The organism is Faecalicatena contorta, assembly GCF_021531895.1.
GTDB lineage: Bacteria > Bacillota > Clostridia > Lachnospirales > Lachnospiraceae > JAFBIX01.
The window spans coordinates 26,388-43,787 of record NZ_JAFBIX010000018.1; the positions used below are offsets into that span (position 1 = coordinate 26,388).

Genomic DNA, 17,400 nt, shown 5'->3' on the forward strand with positions numbered 1-17,400 from the left:
ATCAACAAAATATCTATAAAATTGACACAAACATCTGTATTGGTGTGATATCTCTGGAAGCGCATATCTGTTACAATATTGTTAAGAGGACGATTAGCTTATAGATTGAGATTAAGAGAAAAATGAAAGTAGGAGTGGATGAGATGTCAAAAGCTATCATTATATATGGATCAAACTATGGAACAGCCAGAAGGTATGCAGAGGAATTGTCTAAAAAGACGGATATTCCGGCGACTTCTTATGATAAGGCTGATATACCAAAAGATTGTGAGGTCATCGTTTACCTTGGCGGGTTATATGCAGGTGGAGTAAAAGGATTAAAGGAGACACTGCCGGCAATTTGCAAGACAGCGTATAAAAGATTCGTTATTGTTACAGTCGGTCTTGCGGATGTAGAAGATGCAGAGAATATTAATAATATACGCAATGCCTTACAAAACCAGCTTTCTGCTGAAGTGTATGAGAAGGCGGAAATATATCACTTAAGAGGCGGAATTGATTATAGTAAGTTGAGTTTCCCGCATAAGACAATGATGAAGCTGCTTTACACAAAGGCTAAGAATCTCCCGGAGGATAAAAAGAATGCAGAAGTCAGAGCGATGATTGAGACTTATGGAAAGCAAGTGGATTTTGTGGATTTTAAGAAGCTGGATGTCATAGAACAAAGTTTATCCAGGTAAAGGGGTACAGGAAATTGTCCTGTCATTGATCTGGAGAGGCTGAATCATAGGGGAAGGAAGTGGAAGTGTGGAATTAATAACAGAAAGATTAATCTTACGTCCCTGGAAGGATACAGATGCCGAGAGTTTGTATGAGTATGCAAAAGATCCCAGAGTTGGTCCAATTGCAGGATGGCCGGTCCATACCAGTGTTGAAAACAGCCTTGATATAATAAGAACTGTCTTATCGGCGCCAGAGACATATGCTGTGTGCCTGAAGGAAGATAATAAAGCAATTGGCAGCATTGGTCTTATACCACCAATGCAGTCCCATACAGTTGCCGCAGAAGATGAGATCGAAGTAGGATATTGGATTGGAGTTCCTTTCTGGGGAAATGGTTACATTCCTGAAGCAGTAAAAAGATTACAGCGGCATGCTTTTGAAGACCTGGGATGTAAGGCAATGTGGTGTGGTTATTATGAAGGCAATGAGAGGTCAAGACGTTGTCAGGAAAAGTGCGGATTTATCTACCATCATACAGAAGAGAATAAACACTGTGAATTGATGGGGGATATTCGGACAGAACATTTCACATATATCACAAAGGAGCAGTGGTCAGCTGATGAAAATTAAGAGATTAAGTCATAGGAAACTAGGTTTTGTGATTACAGGAAAGATGCAGAACGATGGAGACATTCAGTATATACCGATGGAATACAGAATGGAAATAAATGCAAACTGTCCATGCCCCAAAACAAAGTGCATCCGTCACGGAAGATGCAATGAATGCAGAGCCCACCATGCAAAACGTAACAGACCACGTCCATGTGAGAGAAAAGGAGAAAAATATGCATGAAGTGAAGGCAAAAGGAATCCTTTCTGCCCAGAATGGGATGAACATATACAGAGGGTGTACTCATGGCTGCATCTATTGCGATGCCAGAAGTACCTGTTATCAGATGGATCATGCGTTTGAAGACATTGCTGTAAAGGTGAATGCACCGGAACTTTTAGAACAGGCCCTTCGCAGAAAAAGGAAAAAGTGTATGATAGGGACAGGAGCCATGAGTGATCCATATCTTCATCTGGAGAAAGAGCTTTGCCTGACAAGACGGTGTCTGGAGATAATTGATGAATATGGATACGGGCTTGCAATCCAGACTAAATCAGACATGCTCCTGCGAGATCTGGATATTATGAAGAGAATTAATCAGAAAACAAAATGCGTGGTGCAGATGACATTGACGACTTTTGATGAAAGGCTCTGCCAGATATTAGAGCCCCATGTCTGTACGACATCGCGAAGAATTGAAGTGTTGAATATTCTACGTGAGGAAGGCATTCCGACAATTGTATGGATGACACCGATTCTGCCGTTCATTAATGATACAGAGGAGAATATCCGAAGCATTCTTAGTGCATGCAGGAAAGCGGAAGTATATGGGATCATGACTTTTGGAATTGGTTTAACATTGAGAGATGGGAACCGGCAGTACTTCTATCAGAAGCTGGATCAGCATTTCTCAGGAATGAAAGAACGATATATAAAAACATATGGTAATGCATATGAATTGCCTGTGCCAAGAGGAAAAGAGTTGATGAAGCTGGTGCGTCAGGAATGCAGTGATGCAGGAATAGAATGGAGAACAGAAAAAATATTTGAATATATGCATCAATTTGAAGATAAAGAAGTAGGTAGACAGTTAACATTGTTTGATTGATAAGAAAGAAATGCGATGAATTTCCCGGTATTAGTAGCATACGGCATGTAATCTGTGATTATACCGAGAAATTGCCGGAGGGAGAATTTGATGCTGTTATTTCAGCATTATCGGTCCACCACCTTGAAGACAATCAAAAAGAAAAATTGTTTCAGAGGATTTTTGACAAGTTACCGAAAGGCGGGGTATTTGTAAATTACGACCAGTTCTGCGCCGGATCTGAAAAAATGAATCGCTGGTTTGATCTGTATTGGGAAAAACAATTGACGGAAAGTGAATTAACCGACAGGGATATTGAATTGTGGAAAGATCGCAGGAAATTAGACAGAGAGTGTTCTGTTGAGAAAGAGGTAGAGATGTTGCGAAGAAGCAATTATTCGGAAGTAAGATGCGTATACTCATACCATAAGTTTTCAGTAATTGTGGCGATAAAGTAAATCCCGGTTTGCAGAACCATAGGAAAAGAAGCAGATATTTTGTGCGAAGATTTGGCCTCAAGCCAAATCTGAGAAGACTGCTGAGCCTCGAAATCATCAAGATTTCGGGGTGAATCAGCCTGGTCACAAAATATCTGCTTCTTTTTCGGTTATGGATTCTTAGCGAAGGACTCCGCAATGGCAACCATCCCATCCATCCTCTCGCCGTACACCTCCCAATTACCAACTAACTAATCTAAATTCCTCTCCCTATAAAACTGACACATTCACCTGAAAAATATGTCTATCGGATAATCAAAATATTTCTTATAATATTGGTATAGACATGAGAAGCATGTCCAGGAAGGAGCAATGATATGAAAATGATGAACGATAGACTATATAAATCAAATCAAAATAAGATAATAGACGGTGTATGTGCAGGAATTGCAGAGTATTTCGGTATTGATCCCACTCTGATTCGACTTGGATGGGTGTTATTCTGCGCTATGGGTGGAAGCGGTTTCCTTGCTTATATTATTGCAGCTATTATTATTCCACGCCGCCCGGAAGGAGAGATATAATGAAAAATATTATCGAAATCAGTCATCTAAACAAGACCTTTGTGGAAGTAAAAGCGGTACAGGATCTAAGCTTTCAAGTCAGAGATGGAGAATTATTTGCATTTCTTGGCGTTAATGGAGCGGGTAAATCCACTACAATTAATATCATGTGTGGGCAGCTTTCCAAGGATACAGGTAGTGTATATATTGGCGGCACTGATCTGGACACTGATCCGGACAGTATTAAACGCAGTCTGGGTGTGGTATTCCAAAATTCTGTTCTGGATAAAGATCTCTCTGTATGGGATAATCTGCAGAGCCGAGCGGCTTTGTACGGAATTACCGGAAAGGATTTTAAAGAACGTCTGGCAGAGCTTGCAAAGCTTCTGGAATTTGAGAATCTGCTGAAGCGTACGGTAGGTAAGCTCTCTGGCGGTCAAAGGCGAAGAGTCGATATAGCTCGGGCATTGATTCACAGACCGAAGATATTAATCCTGGATGAGCCTACGACAGGTCTTGATCCCCAGACGAGAAATATTTTATGGAAAGTTGTTGGAGATCTTCGAAAGAATGAGGGAATGACAGTGTTTCTTACGACTCATTATATGGAAGAGGCTGCAGATGCAGATTATGTAGTGATTCTGGACAGCGGGAAGATTGTTGCTGAGGGAACGCCACTGACATTGAAAAATACATATACTGGGGATTTTATCACGATATATGGTATACAAGAATCGCAGATCAAAGAGATAGGAGCTCCTTATGAGGCTATCCGTGATGCTTATCGGATATCTGTACCGAATACAGCCGAAGCAACAAAGCTGATTTTACAGTATCCGGAACTTTTCAAGGATTATGAGATTACAAAAGGGAAGATGGATGATGTATTTCTTGCCGTGACGGGCAAGAAGCTGATCGGGGGTGGAGAGAAATGATGACCGGAATTGGCGCACTTGTAAAGCGTAATATTAAATTATATTTTAAAGATAAAGGGATGTTTTTTACTTCTCTGATCACGCCTTTGATTCTTTTGGTGCTGTATGGCACATTCTTGAGCAATGTCTATGAGGACACATTCCGCAGTGCCATAGAAGCGGCAGGAGCTACTGTGTCCGATAAACTGATCGGCGGCTGTGTCGGTGGAGAACTGGTCTCATCCCTGCTGGCTGTGAGCTGTGTGACAGTAGCATTTTGTTCTAACCTTCTTATGGTGCAGGATAAGATCACCGGTGCCAGAAGAGATATAACGATCGCACCTGTAAGACCCAGCACGCTGGCTCTGAGTTATTATCTGTCTACTTTGATTTCCACGATGCTGATCTGTTTTATTGCTACAGGTGTATGTCTGGGGTATCTGTCATATGTGGGATGGTATCTGACTGCTGGTGATATTGCGAAGCTGTTTTTGGATGTGGTTTTACTGGTACTATTTGGTACAGCACTGTCTTCCTGTGTGAATTTCCCACTGTCTACCCAGGGGCAGGCTTCTGCAGTAGGAACAATCGTTAGTGCAGGATATGGATTTGTCTGTGGTGCCTATATGCCAATCTCTCAATTTTCGGAAGGGCTGCAGAAAGTGATTTCTTTTCTGCCGGGTACATACGGAACCAGCCTGTTGCGTAACCATGCTTTGCGAGGAGTGTTTGAAGAAATGGGAAATCAGGGATTTCCGGATGAAATAGTGGAAGCTATCCGTGACAGCGTAGATTGTAATCTATACTTTTTTGGTGATAAAGTAGCGTTAAGCAATATGTATGTGATCCTGATCAGTGCCATTGTGATTGCCATAGTGATCTATGTGGCAATGAATGTACTGCTTGCAGGAAAAAGAAAGGGATAATATGATTCATAAAAGATAAAGAAGGGCCTTGACTCTCCCCATATGGGGAGACTGTACAATAATTCCAGAACAAGTCGAAGGAGGAATTATTTATTATGAGAATGCAGAAAGAACATATCTGTGAAGAAAAGGAAGTAAATAGTCATCTGGATCAGATGGCTGTCCTGCAGCGGATCACGGCATTAAAACAGGCGGCCTGTATCTATCATAAAGGCTCTTATAATGAATTTCCGCATACTTATGCAGTGATTCTACAGTATATTGAAGAAAATGGATACGAAATCTGTGGAAATATCCGTGAAAAATATATTGATGGTGTCTGGAATAAGGATACAGAAAATGACTGGCTCTCAGAAATACAGATTCCGGTAAAAAAGACAGGAGAGTAAAATGAAAACAGATCATATTTTAATAAAAGGGTTGAGACAGAACAATCTGAAAAATATATCACTGGAGATTCCGAAGAAAAAGATTGTAGTATTCACCGGTGTGTCTGGTTCCGGCAAATCCAGCATCGTGTTCGACACGATTGCCGCAGAGAGCCAGCGGCAGATGAATGAGACATATACAGCATGGATCAGAGGCAGACTTCCCAAATATGAGAAACCGAATGTAGAATATATTGATAACCTGAATCCTTCTGTTGTGATCGACCAGAGCAGGCTGGGCGGAAACGCCCGGTCTACAGTGGGAACGATCAGTGACATGTATGCGTCACTGCGGCTTTTATTTTCCCGAATCGGAATGCCCAATATCGGCCCGGCATCGTACTTTTCTTTTAATAATCCGAACGGAATGTGCAAGACCTGTGCCGGTATCGGAAAGATCATGGAACTGGATATCCATAAGCTGATCAATGAAGAAAAGACCTATGATGAAGGCATCTTTCATCTGCCGGCTTTCGGACCGGGAAAATATTACTGGAAGTTGTATCGCAGACCAGATTTTTTTGATGTTAATAAGAAATGGAAAGAACTTACCGAGGAAGAGCAGAATATTCTATTATACGGCAGCCGTACAAAAGATGGAGAACGAATCGATAAAAAGCTGGAAGGTGTCTACAATCAATTTAAACGATTGTGTCTGATGAAGGGACCTGAAGAACAGAATGACTATACCCTGAGAAAGATTAATCAATTCATGGATGAGATCGTATGTCCAGACTGTAAAGGAGCCAGATTGAATCCAGAGGCATTGTCCTGTCGTATTAACGGATATAATATTGCTGATATGTGTGAGATGGAGTTTTCACAGCTTTATGAGGAATTAAAGAAGATTACAGATCCAAGAGCAGAATCCATTGTAAGATCACTTACAGATGCCCTGGGGCGTATGATCGACATAGGGTTGCCATATCTTAGTATGAACCGGGAATCTTCTACCTTATCCGGTGGGGAGGCGCAGCGGTTAAAACTGGTTCGTTATATGGGAAGCTCACTGACCGGCATGATCTATATCTTTGACGAGCCAAGTACGGGGATGCATCCGCGGGATGTGCATCGTATGATCCGGCTGCTTAAGAGCCTCAGAGATAAGGAAAATACAGTTCTTGTGGTAGAACATGATAAGGATATCATCCGTATTGCAGATGAGGTGATTGATGTCGGGCCTCTTGCAGGAAAAGCAGGAGGACAGATCTTATTCCAGGGAAGCTATGAAGCATTGCTTTTATCTGGAATATTAACAGGAGATGCTATGAAAGAGAAGATTCCTGTGAAGATCAATCCAAAGGAACCAACCGGATGGCTGCCAATACGTGACGCGTCTGTTCACAATCTGAAGCATGTGGATGTGGATATTCCGCTTGGAGTACTCACGGTCGTGACCGGGGTCGCGGGTTCTGGCAAATCCTCACTGATCCGGGATGTTTTTGCAAAGCGATATAAAGAACAGGTGGTATTAGTTGATCAAAGTGCAATTACTGCGACCGGCAGGTCTACCGCCTGTACTTATCTTGGTTTTTTTGATGAGATCCGCAGAGTATTTGCAAAAGCCTGCCAGAAGGATGTGGGGCTGTTCTCATTCAACAGTAAAGGAGCGTGTCCTGCATGCAAAGGAAGAGGAACAATCACTACAGAGCTTGTATTCATGGATCCGGTAACGACAGTCTGCGAAAGCTGTGGGGGAAAGCGCTATAGTGATGAGGCGCTGAATTGCAGGTATAAAGAGAAAAATATCGTAGAAGTGCTGGATATGAGTGTGGAGGATGCAGCAGAATTTTTTGCAGATCATGTGAAGATCCGTAAACAGCTGGAAGCACTTTTAGAAGTAGGGCTTCCTTATCTGTCGCTTGGGCAGCCATTGTCAACGTTAAGCGGAGGAGAACGCCAGAGAGTGAAACTGGCAAAGGAACTGCGCGGTAAGGGAAATGTCTATGTGCTGGATGAACCGACGACTGGACTTCATGCCTCAGATATTCAGAAACTTATGGCATTATTTGATTGCATGATCCGGCGTGGCAATACCGTGATTGTCATTGAGCACAATACGGATGTCATGAAGATGGCAGACTATATCATTGATATCGGGCCGGATGGAGGAACACTGGGAGGTGAAGTCGTTTTTACAGGGACACCTGCTCGGATGATGGAAGAGGGACAGACGATTACTGCGAGATATATACGAGATTGACAAATCCAGTTTTCCTGTGTATACTAAGAACCGACAGATAGTCGGTTCTTAGGCTGTAGGAGAGAAGAAGTCATATGCGGATAGTGAAGGAAGCAGAGGAAAGAAAAGAAGAGATTCTGGACGCAGCTGAAAAGCTGTTTGGTACCAAAGGATTTGACCATACCAGTACGAATGATATTCTGGAGGCAGTGGGCATTGCCAGAGGTACGCTTTATTATCATTTTAAATCAAAAGAAGAGATCCTGGACGGTGTCATTGAGCGGATATCCAATCGTCTGATGTCAGATGCGGGAAAGGTGATCCGAGACACAGAGCTGCCTGTTTTGGAACGGCTGACGAAGGCGATATTGGCATTGAATGTGGAATCGGAGATTGGTCATGAAGTAATGGAACAGGTGCATCGTCCGCAGAATGCACTTATGCATCAGAAGATGCAGCAGCAGCTTCTGGACGGGATTACCCCTTTGTTTACTGAACTGGTTGAAGAGGGTGTGCGTCAGGGAATCTGTCATACAGATTATCCCGGAGAGGTCGTAGAGATGACCCTGATTTACGCCAATACCGCATTTGATGAGCTTAACATGGAAGGCTTAAGTCAGGAGAAAAGAGAGCAGAAGATTGATGGTTTTATATATAATATGGAACGCCTGATGGGAATGGAAGAAGGAAGCCTTCAAGATACCATAAGGAAAGTTTTTTAGGAGAGCATATTATGTGAGTTCTCCTTCTTTTTTAAATCTATATAGACAGACTGTCGGTCTGTAAAGGGAAATAAAGAAAGGAATTTCAAATGGAAAAGAAAAGTAATTTTAAGCGATTCTTATTATTGTGGGCAGGAGAATTGGTGTCATCTATCGGGGGAGGGCTTACCAGTTTCGGCCTGGGAGTCTATGTATTTCAACAGACGAAAAGTGCAGCGTCGATGGCGATTGTTACCTTGCATGCCTTTCTGCCGACATTGATTTTAAGTGTACCTGCCGGTGTGCTGGCGGACCGGTACGATAGGAGACTTCTTATGATGATAGGTGACGGATGTTCTGCGTTTGGAATTTTGTATATCTTCTTCTGCATACAAAGAGGCGGAGCAAGTCTTACGGAAATCTGTATCGGAGTAGCAATAAGTTCAATCTTTTCATCACTTTTGGAACCTTCTTACAGGGCAACAATCACAGATCTTCTGGATGCCGGAGAATATTCCAGAGCCAGCGGACTTGTAGGGCTTGCCGGGAGTGCACGATACCTCATCTTCCCAATTCTTGCCGGTGCACTTCTGGCAGTATCGGACATTCGGATTTTATTAATGATTGATATCTGTACGTTCTTTTTGACGGTGATTTGTACTGGAGTGGTACGCAGGGCAATCGAAAGAACAGTTATAGAGAATCGGGCTCCGTTTTTTGAGGAGCTTAAAATAGGATGGAAAGCAGTTGCAGAGAAAAGAGGTGTTCTGATCTTGATTTTTGTGGCTTCTGTCATGACTTGTTTTATGGGTGCTTTTCAGATTCTGGCAGAACCCTTAATTCTGGATTTTGCAGACAGTGCAACATTAGGAGTTGGAGAGACTGTCTGTGCCAGCGGTATGCTGGTTTCCAGTCTGTTTCTGGGAATATGTGGAATAAGAAAAGGATATGTCAAAGTATTGTCCGCTTCTCTGGTAATTGCAGGGATTTCAATGGTAATTTTTGGAATAAAAGAAAATATCTATCTGATCTGTGGGTCAGGATTCTTGTTTTTCGCTATGCTTCCATTCGCCAATAATTGTCTGGATTATCTTGTGCGCACGAATATCGAAGATGAGCTGCAAGGAAGAGCCTGGGGCCTGATCGGATTCCTTTCACAGATCGGATATGTAGTCGCTTATGGAATCGCCGGGATCCTTGCGGATGGAATTGGAGAGCAGATGAACATTGGTGTAGGACGAGGAGCCGCAGCCGTTATCATGATATCGGGGGTGATGCTTAGTATTCTGGCATTAGCCATATATCCGGTCAGGGATGTACGTCTGCTGGAAGATGCCGGTATGCAGGCAGAAGGAGGAATGTGTTATGAGAAAAAGAATGATATGGAATGATATTATGGGAAATCGATTACTTTCTGTTACGACATGGGTCTTTATGGCTGCCAGTGCGTTCTTGTTCGGACTAACCTGCTTTTTATCTGTCACCCTGCTGGGTTCTGTAAATACACTCATGGAAGAGGCGCAGACACCGGATTTTCTTCAGATGCATACAGGAGAGATTTCGGAAGAAGAGCTGATCCGGTTTGCAGAAACGAATCCGGATGTCCATGCGTTTCAGGTGTTACGCTTTCTAAATCTGGAAAACGGAACTATTTTTTTAAACGGCCAGTCTTTGAGTGACAGTACACAGGATAATGGTGTATGTGTACAGAGCGAAAAGTTTGATTTTCTGCTGGATCTTGAGAACCAGGTGATGGAAGCCTCTGACGGCGAGATCTATGTTCCGGTCTGTTATCGCCAAGAATATAATCTTCACACGGGTGACAGAGTGGAGATTGGAGATACTTCTTTTGAGATTGTAGGTTTTCTCAGAGATTCACAGATGAATTCTAAGATGGCATCTTCGAAACGTTTTCTTGTGAGTGAAGTGGATTATATGCGATTACAGAAAAAGGAAGTGAAGAATATCTGATTGAATTTCTTTTGGAAGATGGAGCAGATGTGGGAGTCTTTGCAACAGAATATACGGATGCAGGATTACCGGCAAACGGTCCGGCAATTACAAGACCTTTGATCCTTATGATGAATGCACTTTCGGATGGACTGATGATTCTGGTCATACTTCTTGCCAGTGTTGTGCTAGTCTTGATTGCTGTTCTTTGTATTCGTTTTACACTGCTTACACAGTTGGAGAAAGACCGAAAAGAGATTGGAATGTTGAAGGCAATTGGAATTTCGAAAAGAGATATCCGACGGATTTATTTTATAAAATTTCTTGGCTTATCAGGACTGGGAGCTGTGACGGGGCTGGCTTTTGCAGCTCTGACAGAAAAGGTGGTATCGTCTCATATGCAAGAGTTATACGGGCCATCCCAACATACAGTTATTCCACTTTTGGTTGCTTCTACAGGGATACTATTGACAGAAGGAATCATTCTCTTTTCAATCAGAAGAACTTTAAAACATATAGAAAGATTATCTGCTGTGGAAGCTTTGATCGGACAGCAGGAAAGGCGAAAGATCGGACAAAATCTGATCGTAGTACTGGTGATTGGATTAGGAGTATTTCTGATGATATTGCCTCAGAATCTGCTAAGTACCATTTCTTCTTCTGCTTTTGTAACTTATATGGGAATCGGAGATGCAGATATCCGTATGGATATACGACAGACAGACGATATTGCCGGAAAAACAGAGCAAATAGAGAGAATCTTATCTGAAGATGAGAGGGTGAAACGATTTGTCACTCTAAAGACAAGCTCTTACCGGATCACTTTGCCAGATGGATCTTCCGAGAGTCTGAATGTGGAACAGGGAGATCATACGATATTCCCGGTGACTTATGCAGAAGGGGCAGCACCACGGAAAAAAGGGGAGATTGCATTATCTTATCTTTGCGCAGAGGAATTGGGAATGTCTGTAGGAGACATGCTTGCTTTGTCTGTGGAAGATGATAAATGGGAATATCGGATCTGTGGCATCTATTCGGATATCACCAATGGGGGAAAGACAGCGAAGGTGGCCGTTCTTCCAAAAGAGGGAGAACTGATGTGGGGCATCTGTTATGTGTCATTGGAAGATCAAGTAGAGAAGGAATCCTGGATCCTGGAATATACGGATATTGCATCGGCTCAGGGTATTAGTGCACAGACCGTGGATATCCAGGAATAAGTGGAAGATACTTATGGACAGACGATCCGGGAAGTGCGCATGGCAGCAAGGGTGGCAATACTGATGGCAATTCTTGTGATTGTTGTGGTGGTAATATTATTTACCCGACTTTTCATAGCAAGAGACCGCTATGATATTTCTTTACAAAAAGCGATTGGAATTGCTGCCAGGGTAATCCGAACATCTTATGTCATTCATTATATACCGGTGGTGTTCATTGGAATTGTGGCAGGGGTTCTGTTCGGGAATCTGCTGGGTGAATATGTGGCCGGCATATTGTTAAAGTCTCTGGGAGCGACAGGATTTCATTTTCAGATTGACCCTTGGATTGTCTGTGGATGCATTCCTGGCTTTACAGTGGCTGCAGTTCTGTGTGCGATCTTAATTGGATTGTCAGAGGTGAAATATATCAAGGCTTATGAGTGTTGTGTTGGAAAGGAGTAGAGAATCATGCCAGAAATATTAACTGTAAAGGGCTTATGCAAAAATGGAATTCTAAAGGATGTAGATTTTACGATAAAAGATGGAGAAATGGTAGCAATCATGGGGCCATCAGGATCTGGAAAATCAACCTTGCTTTATCAGATATCCGGGATGGACAGCTTTGATAGTGGGGAAGTGTGGCTTGACGGAACACAGATAGGCTTGCTATCTGAGGATGAAAGGGCACAACTTCGCCTGGAGAAAATGGGTTTTGTCTTTCAGCAGATGAATATGTTAAAGAATCTGAATCTGATCGATAATATCATGCTGCCGGCAACTCGTCTCCGGAGAGGAAAACACTCTGAAAAGGAAGCAGAGAAGAGAGCAAAACTGCTGCTGGAAAAAATGGGAATCTGTGAGCTTGCAGACCGCAGGATCCATGAGGTATCCGGCGGACAGCTTCAGAGAGCATGTATCTGTCGAAGCCTCATGAATCAACCGAAGATCTTGTATGCAGACGAACCTACAGGGGCATTGAATCAGAGTGCAAGTCAGGAGGTTATGGGAGAGTTCTGTAGACTGAACCGGGAAGGTATGACGATTCTTATAGTGACCCATGACAGCAAGGTTGCAGCAAGGTGCGGCAGGATTCTCTATCTGTTGGACGGAAGAATCCAGGGGGAACTGGTACTTGCAGAGATGCTTTATGGGAAGGAAAGAGAAGACAGAGTTGGAACATGGCTTGCCGGTATGGGGTGGTAGTCTTCGCTTCCTTCTATACATTTTCAATAAATGATTGAAGTTGATGAATCCTGTATGATCAAGCAGGAATAGGGACTATCCCGCCTTTCTATATTTTGCAGGAGTAATCCCGACACGCTTCTTGAAGAACCGGTTAAAGTAATATTCATCTGAGAAGCCGGTTAATTCTGCAATTTCACTCAGCGACAAAGTTGTTGTCAGAAGCAGCTGCATTGCATGCTCCAGTCTGTGCTGATTCAGATAGGCGAATATGGTAGTTCCGGTCTGTTTCTTAAAGATGCGGTTCAGATAATCAAAATTAACAGAGAGAAGCTGTTCAATAGAGCTGCTGGTGATTTTGGTGTTGTAGGAAGAATGCAGATAATCCAGCAGTTCATTGATTTTGTCATACATAGAAGTGCTGATACTGGACTGTGAATGACCATATGCGTTGAACATCCATGTGCTGGAATACAGAGTCAGCATCTCCACAATGTGCCCGGAAGAAAGTGATTTGTAATACATATGACGAGTCTGTTCTTTTTGAATGGCAGATATCACCTGTTGTACAATTCGAGAAAATACCTGCGAATTCTCTATATGCATGTATTTAGGGATCATAATGGACGTATCGTTATAGTGGGCTTCGGAGATTGAGGACTCATTGTAATTACGGTACAGTGATGTCTTGATGATGTTTTGCATATCCTCTTTTGGTGCATTTTCATGCTTTACGAAAGTTGACGGATTGAAATGTACGAAGTAATAAGTGCTTCCTGCGAATTTATATCCTGCATGTTTGCAGCCGGGTTCGAGAAGCAGAATATCTCCTTGCTTTAATGGATATTCAGTTCCATTTTCTTTTAGATACATTTCCCCTGATGCAATAATATACAGAATATATTCTGAATTTGTTCGATGAAAATGCTTCCAGTTATCAGGTGTAACTGTTTGCCCAAGATAAGTAACGTGTGGAAGAATATCGGTTTTTAAAGAAAAAAATGTATTCATGTCTTTCCCCCCCCTTATATTGTTTATAACATATTGTGGGAGAACTCTCAAGTTTAAAGTCGCTATTGTACAAAAATATATCACCATATTACATTTGCGCTCAGATGCCGTGAGAGTATACTGAACTTGTCAGATGCCAAAGCAGTTTTCTGCAGTGGTGCAGCAAACAGTAACTCTATCTAATAAAAAACGTCCCGTAACTCTTTGTATTTTGGTTTGCTGTACATGATGATATATTTCTCGACTGATGAAAATGTTTGCAAGAAATGTTTCCAAGAAGTATTTTTTGTACTATAATTAATGTAGTTTTTTGTCGGGGAGAGAGAATGATGATTACAATTAAGGAAATAGCAGAAGAAGCAGGTGTCAGTGCAACAACGGTCTCAAATGTGTTGCACGGCAGAACAAAAAAAGTTTCACCGGAAATGATCAAGAAGATTCAGGATCTTTTGGAGGAAAAAAATTATGTGCCAAGATTTGGCCTGAATGCTTTGACAAACCGAAAGTCTAAGATGATAGGAGTATTGATCAGTACTCCTGAATTCGTGGAGAGGTCACCCTATGAAAGACCATTTTACGGAACTGTTATTGGTACACTGGAAAGTGCGTTCAGAGAGAAAGGCTATTATATTATGATATGCTCTTCGAAGAATATGCAAGAAGTTATGAGAATGATTCTTGGATGGAACGTTGATGGAGTGGTTTCCATATCCCTGCCCCCCAAATATTACCAGGAGATTAAAGAAATCACAGGAAAACCGGTAGTATCAATTGATATGGATGTAGATACCCCTTACACAACAGGATGCTATAATATTACTTCTACAGATGAGGTATGCGGAGAAAAAGTTGTTGAATACTTGTTAGAGAAAAATATCCGAAAGATTATTTATATCGCCAATGCGAAAAAAGGTGCAGATTACCGGCGCTATCAAGGTGCGTTGAAAGCATATAAATCAGCTCTTGGTGAGACGGCAGAACTGGAAGAGGTAATGCTGGGAACGACTTGTGAAGAAAGGATTGCGACATACCAGGAATTAGAAAAGTATATTGGGCATCATGCAGCACTTTTCTTTTCCACAGATTTTAATGCGGCAGAGGCAATGGGATATTTTAATAGAAAGAATATTCGGATTCCGGAAGATATTTCGATTGTCGGATGTGACGATGATGTGTTTGCAAGACTTAGTGTACCTAAACTAACCACTGTTAAAATTGACAGTGTAAGGAAAGCTGAGATCGCAGCAGAAGTCATGCTTTCATTGCTTGAGGGAAAGATAATTGAAGAAAAAGAAATTAAGGTTAATACCTGCCTGATAGAGAGAGACAGCGTTTTTATTAATGGAAAGGATAAGATGAATGCAGAGAATTAACATTAGTGAGAATGGACTGAATATGGTGTTTGAGATAACGGATCAGAACGAAGTAAAGTTTCTCCATTTTTCACAGCTTCCATTTCAGGAAGAGCTTATCAGAGATGATTACGAAAAGACGGGCTTCCGGCTTGTAGAGATAGAACTTGCAGGACTTGACCGTCCGGAAGAAAGACATGGCTCTAAGTATACGGTGACAGCACCGGGATATCGTATGAAATACGTTTCACACAAGGATGAACGTAACACATATGGGCGTAAGCTGGAATTTGTTACATGTGATGAAGAGACAGGTATCTATGTGACAAGCCATTTTCAATTCTACGATGGAATTGCTATGGCGAGATGCTATAGTGTTGTTGAAAATCGAGGAACAGAAGAACAGATTCTGGAATATGTGACTTCTTTTAATCTAAATGGACTTGAAAAAGAAGGAATTCTGCCGAGAGATCAGAAGATGAAAGTGGCAGTGATTCATAATTCCTGGCAGAGAGAAGTGCAATGGAAGGAATACACATTGCCACAGCTTGGTATTGAGCAGTCCCAGCCGGATCTGGCACTTCGTTCGTCAAAAGCATTTGGTGTGTCGAATACCGGAAACTGGTCTGCAAAGGAATATCTTCCTATGGGATGTGTATCCAATGAGGAGACTGGAAGCAGACTATTCTGGCAGATTGAACAGAATGGTTCCTGGCATTGGGAGATCAGCGATCAGACGAATCATCTGTATCTTCAGTTGTCCGGCCCGACAGAAAATCAGTCTCATTGGTTCAAGTGTCTGAAACCGGGCGAAAAGTTTGAATCTGTACCGGCCGCTGTAGGAGCAGTCCTTGGCGGAAATGAAGAGATGGCAGAGGAACTTACGAGATATCGCCGTCGAATCAGAAGAGAGAATGAAGATAATGAGAAGCTTGCTGTTATCTTTAATGATTATATGAATTGCCTGTGGGCAGAACCAACAACGGAAAAAGAGATTCCTTTGATTGATGCAGCAGCGGAAATCGGTTGTGAATATTATTGTATTGATGCAGGCTGGTATGCAGATGGATACTGGTGGGATGAGGTGGGAGAGTGGCTCCCGTCTGACAAGCGTTTTCCGAATGGTATCAAAGAGGTCATTGATTATATTCGATCGAAAGGAATGATTCCCGGACTATGGTTGGAACTTGAGGTTATGGGAATCCATTGTCCAAAGGTAAAAGATATGCCGGAAGACTGCTTTTTCCACAGACATGGAAAAAGAGTATATGATAGAAGCAGATATCAGCTGGATTTCAGACATCCGGCTGTCAGAGAACATGCAACGCAAGTGATAGATCGTCTGGTCAATGACTATGGTGTTGGTTATATTAAGATGGATTACAATATTGAGCCCGGACTGGGAACCGAGATAGATGCGGATAGCGTCGGAGATGGACTGCTTGGTCATGAAAGAGCATATCTTCAGTGGTTGGATGGAATTTTTGAAAAATATCCGCAATTGATTATTGAAAATTGTTCCAGCGGTGGACTGCGTATGGATTATGCGATGCTTCAGAGGCATAGTATTCAGTCTACCAGTGATCAGGAAGGATACCTGAATTATGCAACGATTGCGGCTAATTCCCCGCTTGGTGTTACCATGGAACAATCTGCGATATGGTCTTATCCCAGAATAGAAGGCGACGAAGAAGAGACTGTCTTCAATATGGTCAATGCCATGCTGATGCGTGTGCATCAGAGTGGTCATATGGTGGATATTGCACCGGAACGCAAGGCTTTAGTTAAAGAAGGACTTGATTATTATAAGGAGATCCGTTCAGATATTAAATGTTCAGTTCCATTCTGGCCAACTGGCTTCTCATCTTTTGCAGATGACTGGGTAAGCCTGGGACTGAAGGGAGAGAGAGCTACATATCTGTCTGTGTGGCGCAGAGGCGGCGGATCATATCTGGAGCTTCCTATTGCTCATTTGAAAGGAAGAGAAGTGGAAGTTAGATGCGCATATCCGATGAAAAGCGATTGCGATTATCATTGGAATGCACAGACAGGCATCTTGACAGTGATGCTTCCGGCGGTTCCTTCGGCAAGAGTTTTTGAACTGAAAAGTTGATAAAATTTCGTGAAAAGTGACACTATTTCGGGTCGAAATGCTTCGAAATAGTGCCTTTTTTTGTAAAAAAATAATAAAA

General features: G+C 42.3%; 19 protein-coding genes. 18 read left to right on the plus strand and 1 reads right to left on the minus strand.

The features are described from left to right. Window positions 1-143: 143 nt before the first annotated feature. From JQM81_RS08480 to JQM81_RS08555, 16 genes are all read left to right on the plus strand, one after another. A complete protein-coding gene (locus tag JQM81_RS08480) occupies window positions 144-680 on the plus strand; it encodes a flavodoxin domain-containing protein (protein WP_235233075.1) in 537 nt (178 codons plus the stop codon). A 67-nt stretch (window positions 681-747) separates the two neighbouring features. Beyond that, window positions 748-1,293: a GNAT family N-acetyltransferase gene (locus JQM81_RS08485; RefSeq protein WP_235233076.1), complete on the plus strand. Its 546-nt coding sequence runs from the start codon at window positions 748-750 to the stop codon at window positions 1,291-1,293. Next, window positions 1,283-1,516 (plus strand): hypothetical protein, encoded by a 234-nt coding sequence (locus tag JQM81_RS08490; RefSeq protein WP_235233077.1) that lies wholly within the window; start codon window positions 1,283-1,285, stop codon window positions 1,514-1,516. The genes JQM81_RS08485 and JQM81_RS08490 overlap by 11 nt, the downstream gene beginning before the upstream one ends. After that, window positions 1,509-2,381: an SPL family radical SAM protein gene (locus JQM81_RS08495; RefSeq protein WP_235233078.1), complete on the plus strand. Its 873-nt coding sequence runs from the start codon at window positions 1,509-1,511 to the stop codon at window positions 2,379-2,381. Before JQM81_RS08490 ends, JQM81_RS08495 begins: the two co-directional genes overlap by 8 nt. Further along, window positions 2,378-2,818, plus strand: a complete 441-nt coding sequence (locus JQM81_RS08500) for a class I SAM-dependent methyltransferase (protein ID WP_235233079.1) — start codon at window positions 2,378-2,380, stop codon at window positions 2,816-2,818. The genes JQM81_RS08495 and JQM81_RS08500 overlap by 4 nt, the downstream gene beginning before the upstream one ends. 362 nt (window positions 2,819-3,180) lie before the next feature. Then, window positions 3,181-3,381 (plus strand): PspC domain-containing protein, encoded by a 201-nt coding sequence (locus tag JQM81_RS08505; RefSeq protein WP_235233122.1) that lies wholly within the window; start codon window positions 3,181-3,183, stop codon window positions 3,379-3,381. Continuing rightward, the gene (locus JQM81_RS08510; protein WP_235233080.1) at window positions 3,381-4,295 is read left to right on the plus strand and encodes an ABC transporter ATP-binding protein; all 915 of its coding nucleotides are present in this window, start codon (window positions 3,381-3,383) and stop codon (window positions 4,293-4,295) included. The genes JQM81_RS08505 and JQM81_RS08510 overlap by 1 nt, the downstream gene beginning before the upstream one ends. After that, window positions 4,292-5,200, plus strand: coding sequence for an ABC transporter permease (locus tag JQM81_RS08515; RefSeq protein WP_328282607.1), 909 nt, complete (start codon window positions 4,292-4,294; stop codon window positions 5,198-5,200). The genes JQM81_RS08510 and JQM81_RS08515 overlap by 4 nt, the downstream gene beginning before the upstream one ends. Before the next feature lie 95 nt (window positions 5,201-5,295). Continuing rightward, window positions 5,296-5,589 (plus strand): GyrI-like domain-containing protein, encoded by a 294-nt coding sequence (locus tag JQM81_RS08520; RefSeq protein ID WP_235233081.1) that lies wholly within the window; start codon window positions 5,296-5,298, stop codon window positions 5,587-5,589. A gap of 1 nt (window position 5,590) precedes the next feature. Beyond that, window positions 5,591-7,831 (plus strand): ATP-binding cassette domain-containing protein, encoded by a 2,241-nt coding sequence (locus tag JQM81_RS08525; protein WP_235233082.1) that lies wholly within the window; start codon window positions 5,591-5,593, stop codon window positions 7,829-7,831. 74 nt (window positions 7,832-7,905) lie between these two features. Then, complete coding sequence (locus tag JQM81_RS08530; RefSeq protein WP_235233083.1) at window positions 7,906-8,532, plus strand: TetR/AcrR family transcriptional regulator; 627 nt, start codon at window positions 7,906-7,908, stop codon at window positions 8,530-8,532. An 89-nt stretch (window positions 8,533-8,621) separates the two neighbouring features. Then, a complete protein-coding gene (locus tag JQM81_RS08535; RefSeq protein WP_235233084.1) occupies window positions 8,622-9,902 on the plus strand; it encodes an MFS transporter in 1,281 nt (426 codons plus the stop codon). Then, on the plus strand, window positions 9,877-10,482 hold the full coding sequence (locus tag JQM81_RS08540; RefSeq protein ID WP_235233085.1) for a hypothetical protein: 606 nt from the start codon (window positions 9,877-9,879) through the stop codon (window positions 10,480-10,482). The genes JQM81_RS08535 and JQM81_RS08540 overlap by 26 nt, the downstream gene beginning before the upstream one ends. Window positions 10,483-10,493: 11 nt before the next feature. Further along, window positions 10,494-11,681, plus strand: a complete 1,188-nt coding sequence (locus JQM81_RS08545; RefSeq protein ID WP_235233086.1) for an FtsX-like permease family protein — start codon at window positions 10,494-10,496, stop codon at window positions 11,679-11,681. Then, complete coding sequence (locus JQM81_RS08550; RefSeq protein ID WP_235233087.1) at window positions 11,682-12,125, plus strand: FtsX-like permease family protein; 444 nt, start codon at window positions 11,682-11,684, stop codon at window positions 12,123-12,125. A gap of 6 nt (window positions 12,126-12,131) precedes the next feature. Further along, entirely contained in the window at window positions 12,132-12,866 is a 735-nt protein-coding gene (locus tag JQM81_RS08555) for an ABC transporter ATP-binding protein (protein ID WP_235233088.1), read from the plus strand. A gap of 75 nt (window positions 12,867-12,941) precedes the next feature. Here JQM81_RS08555 and JQM81_RS08560 read toward each other — a convergent pair whose 3' ends face one another. Next, window positions 12,942-13,856 carry an AraC family transcriptional regulator gene (locus JQM81_RS08560; protein ID WP_235233089.1) on the minus strand — a complete coding sequence of 305 codons (915 nt, stop codon included), beginning with the start codon at window positions 13,854-13,856 and terminating at the stop codon, window positions 12,942-12,944. Between the two features lie 326 nt (window positions 13,857-14,182). On the opposite strand from JQM81_RS08560, the gene JQM81_RS08565 reads away from it, so the two are divergent. Next, a complete protein-coding gene (locus JQM81_RS08565) occupies window positions 14,183-15,229 on the plus strand; it encodes a LacI family DNA-binding transcriptional regulator (RefSeq protein WP_235233090.1) in 1,047 nt (348 codons plus the stop codon). Then, window positions 15,216-17,321, plus strand: coding sequence for a glycoside hydrolase family 36 protein (locus JQM81_RS08570; RefSeq protein ID WP_235233091.1), 2,106 nt, complete (start codon window positions 15,216-15,218; stop codon window positions 17,319-17,321). The genes JQM81_RS08565 and JQM81_RS08570 overlap by 14 nt, the downstream gene beginning before the upstream one ends. Window positions 17,322-17,400: the final 79 nt, after the last annotated feature.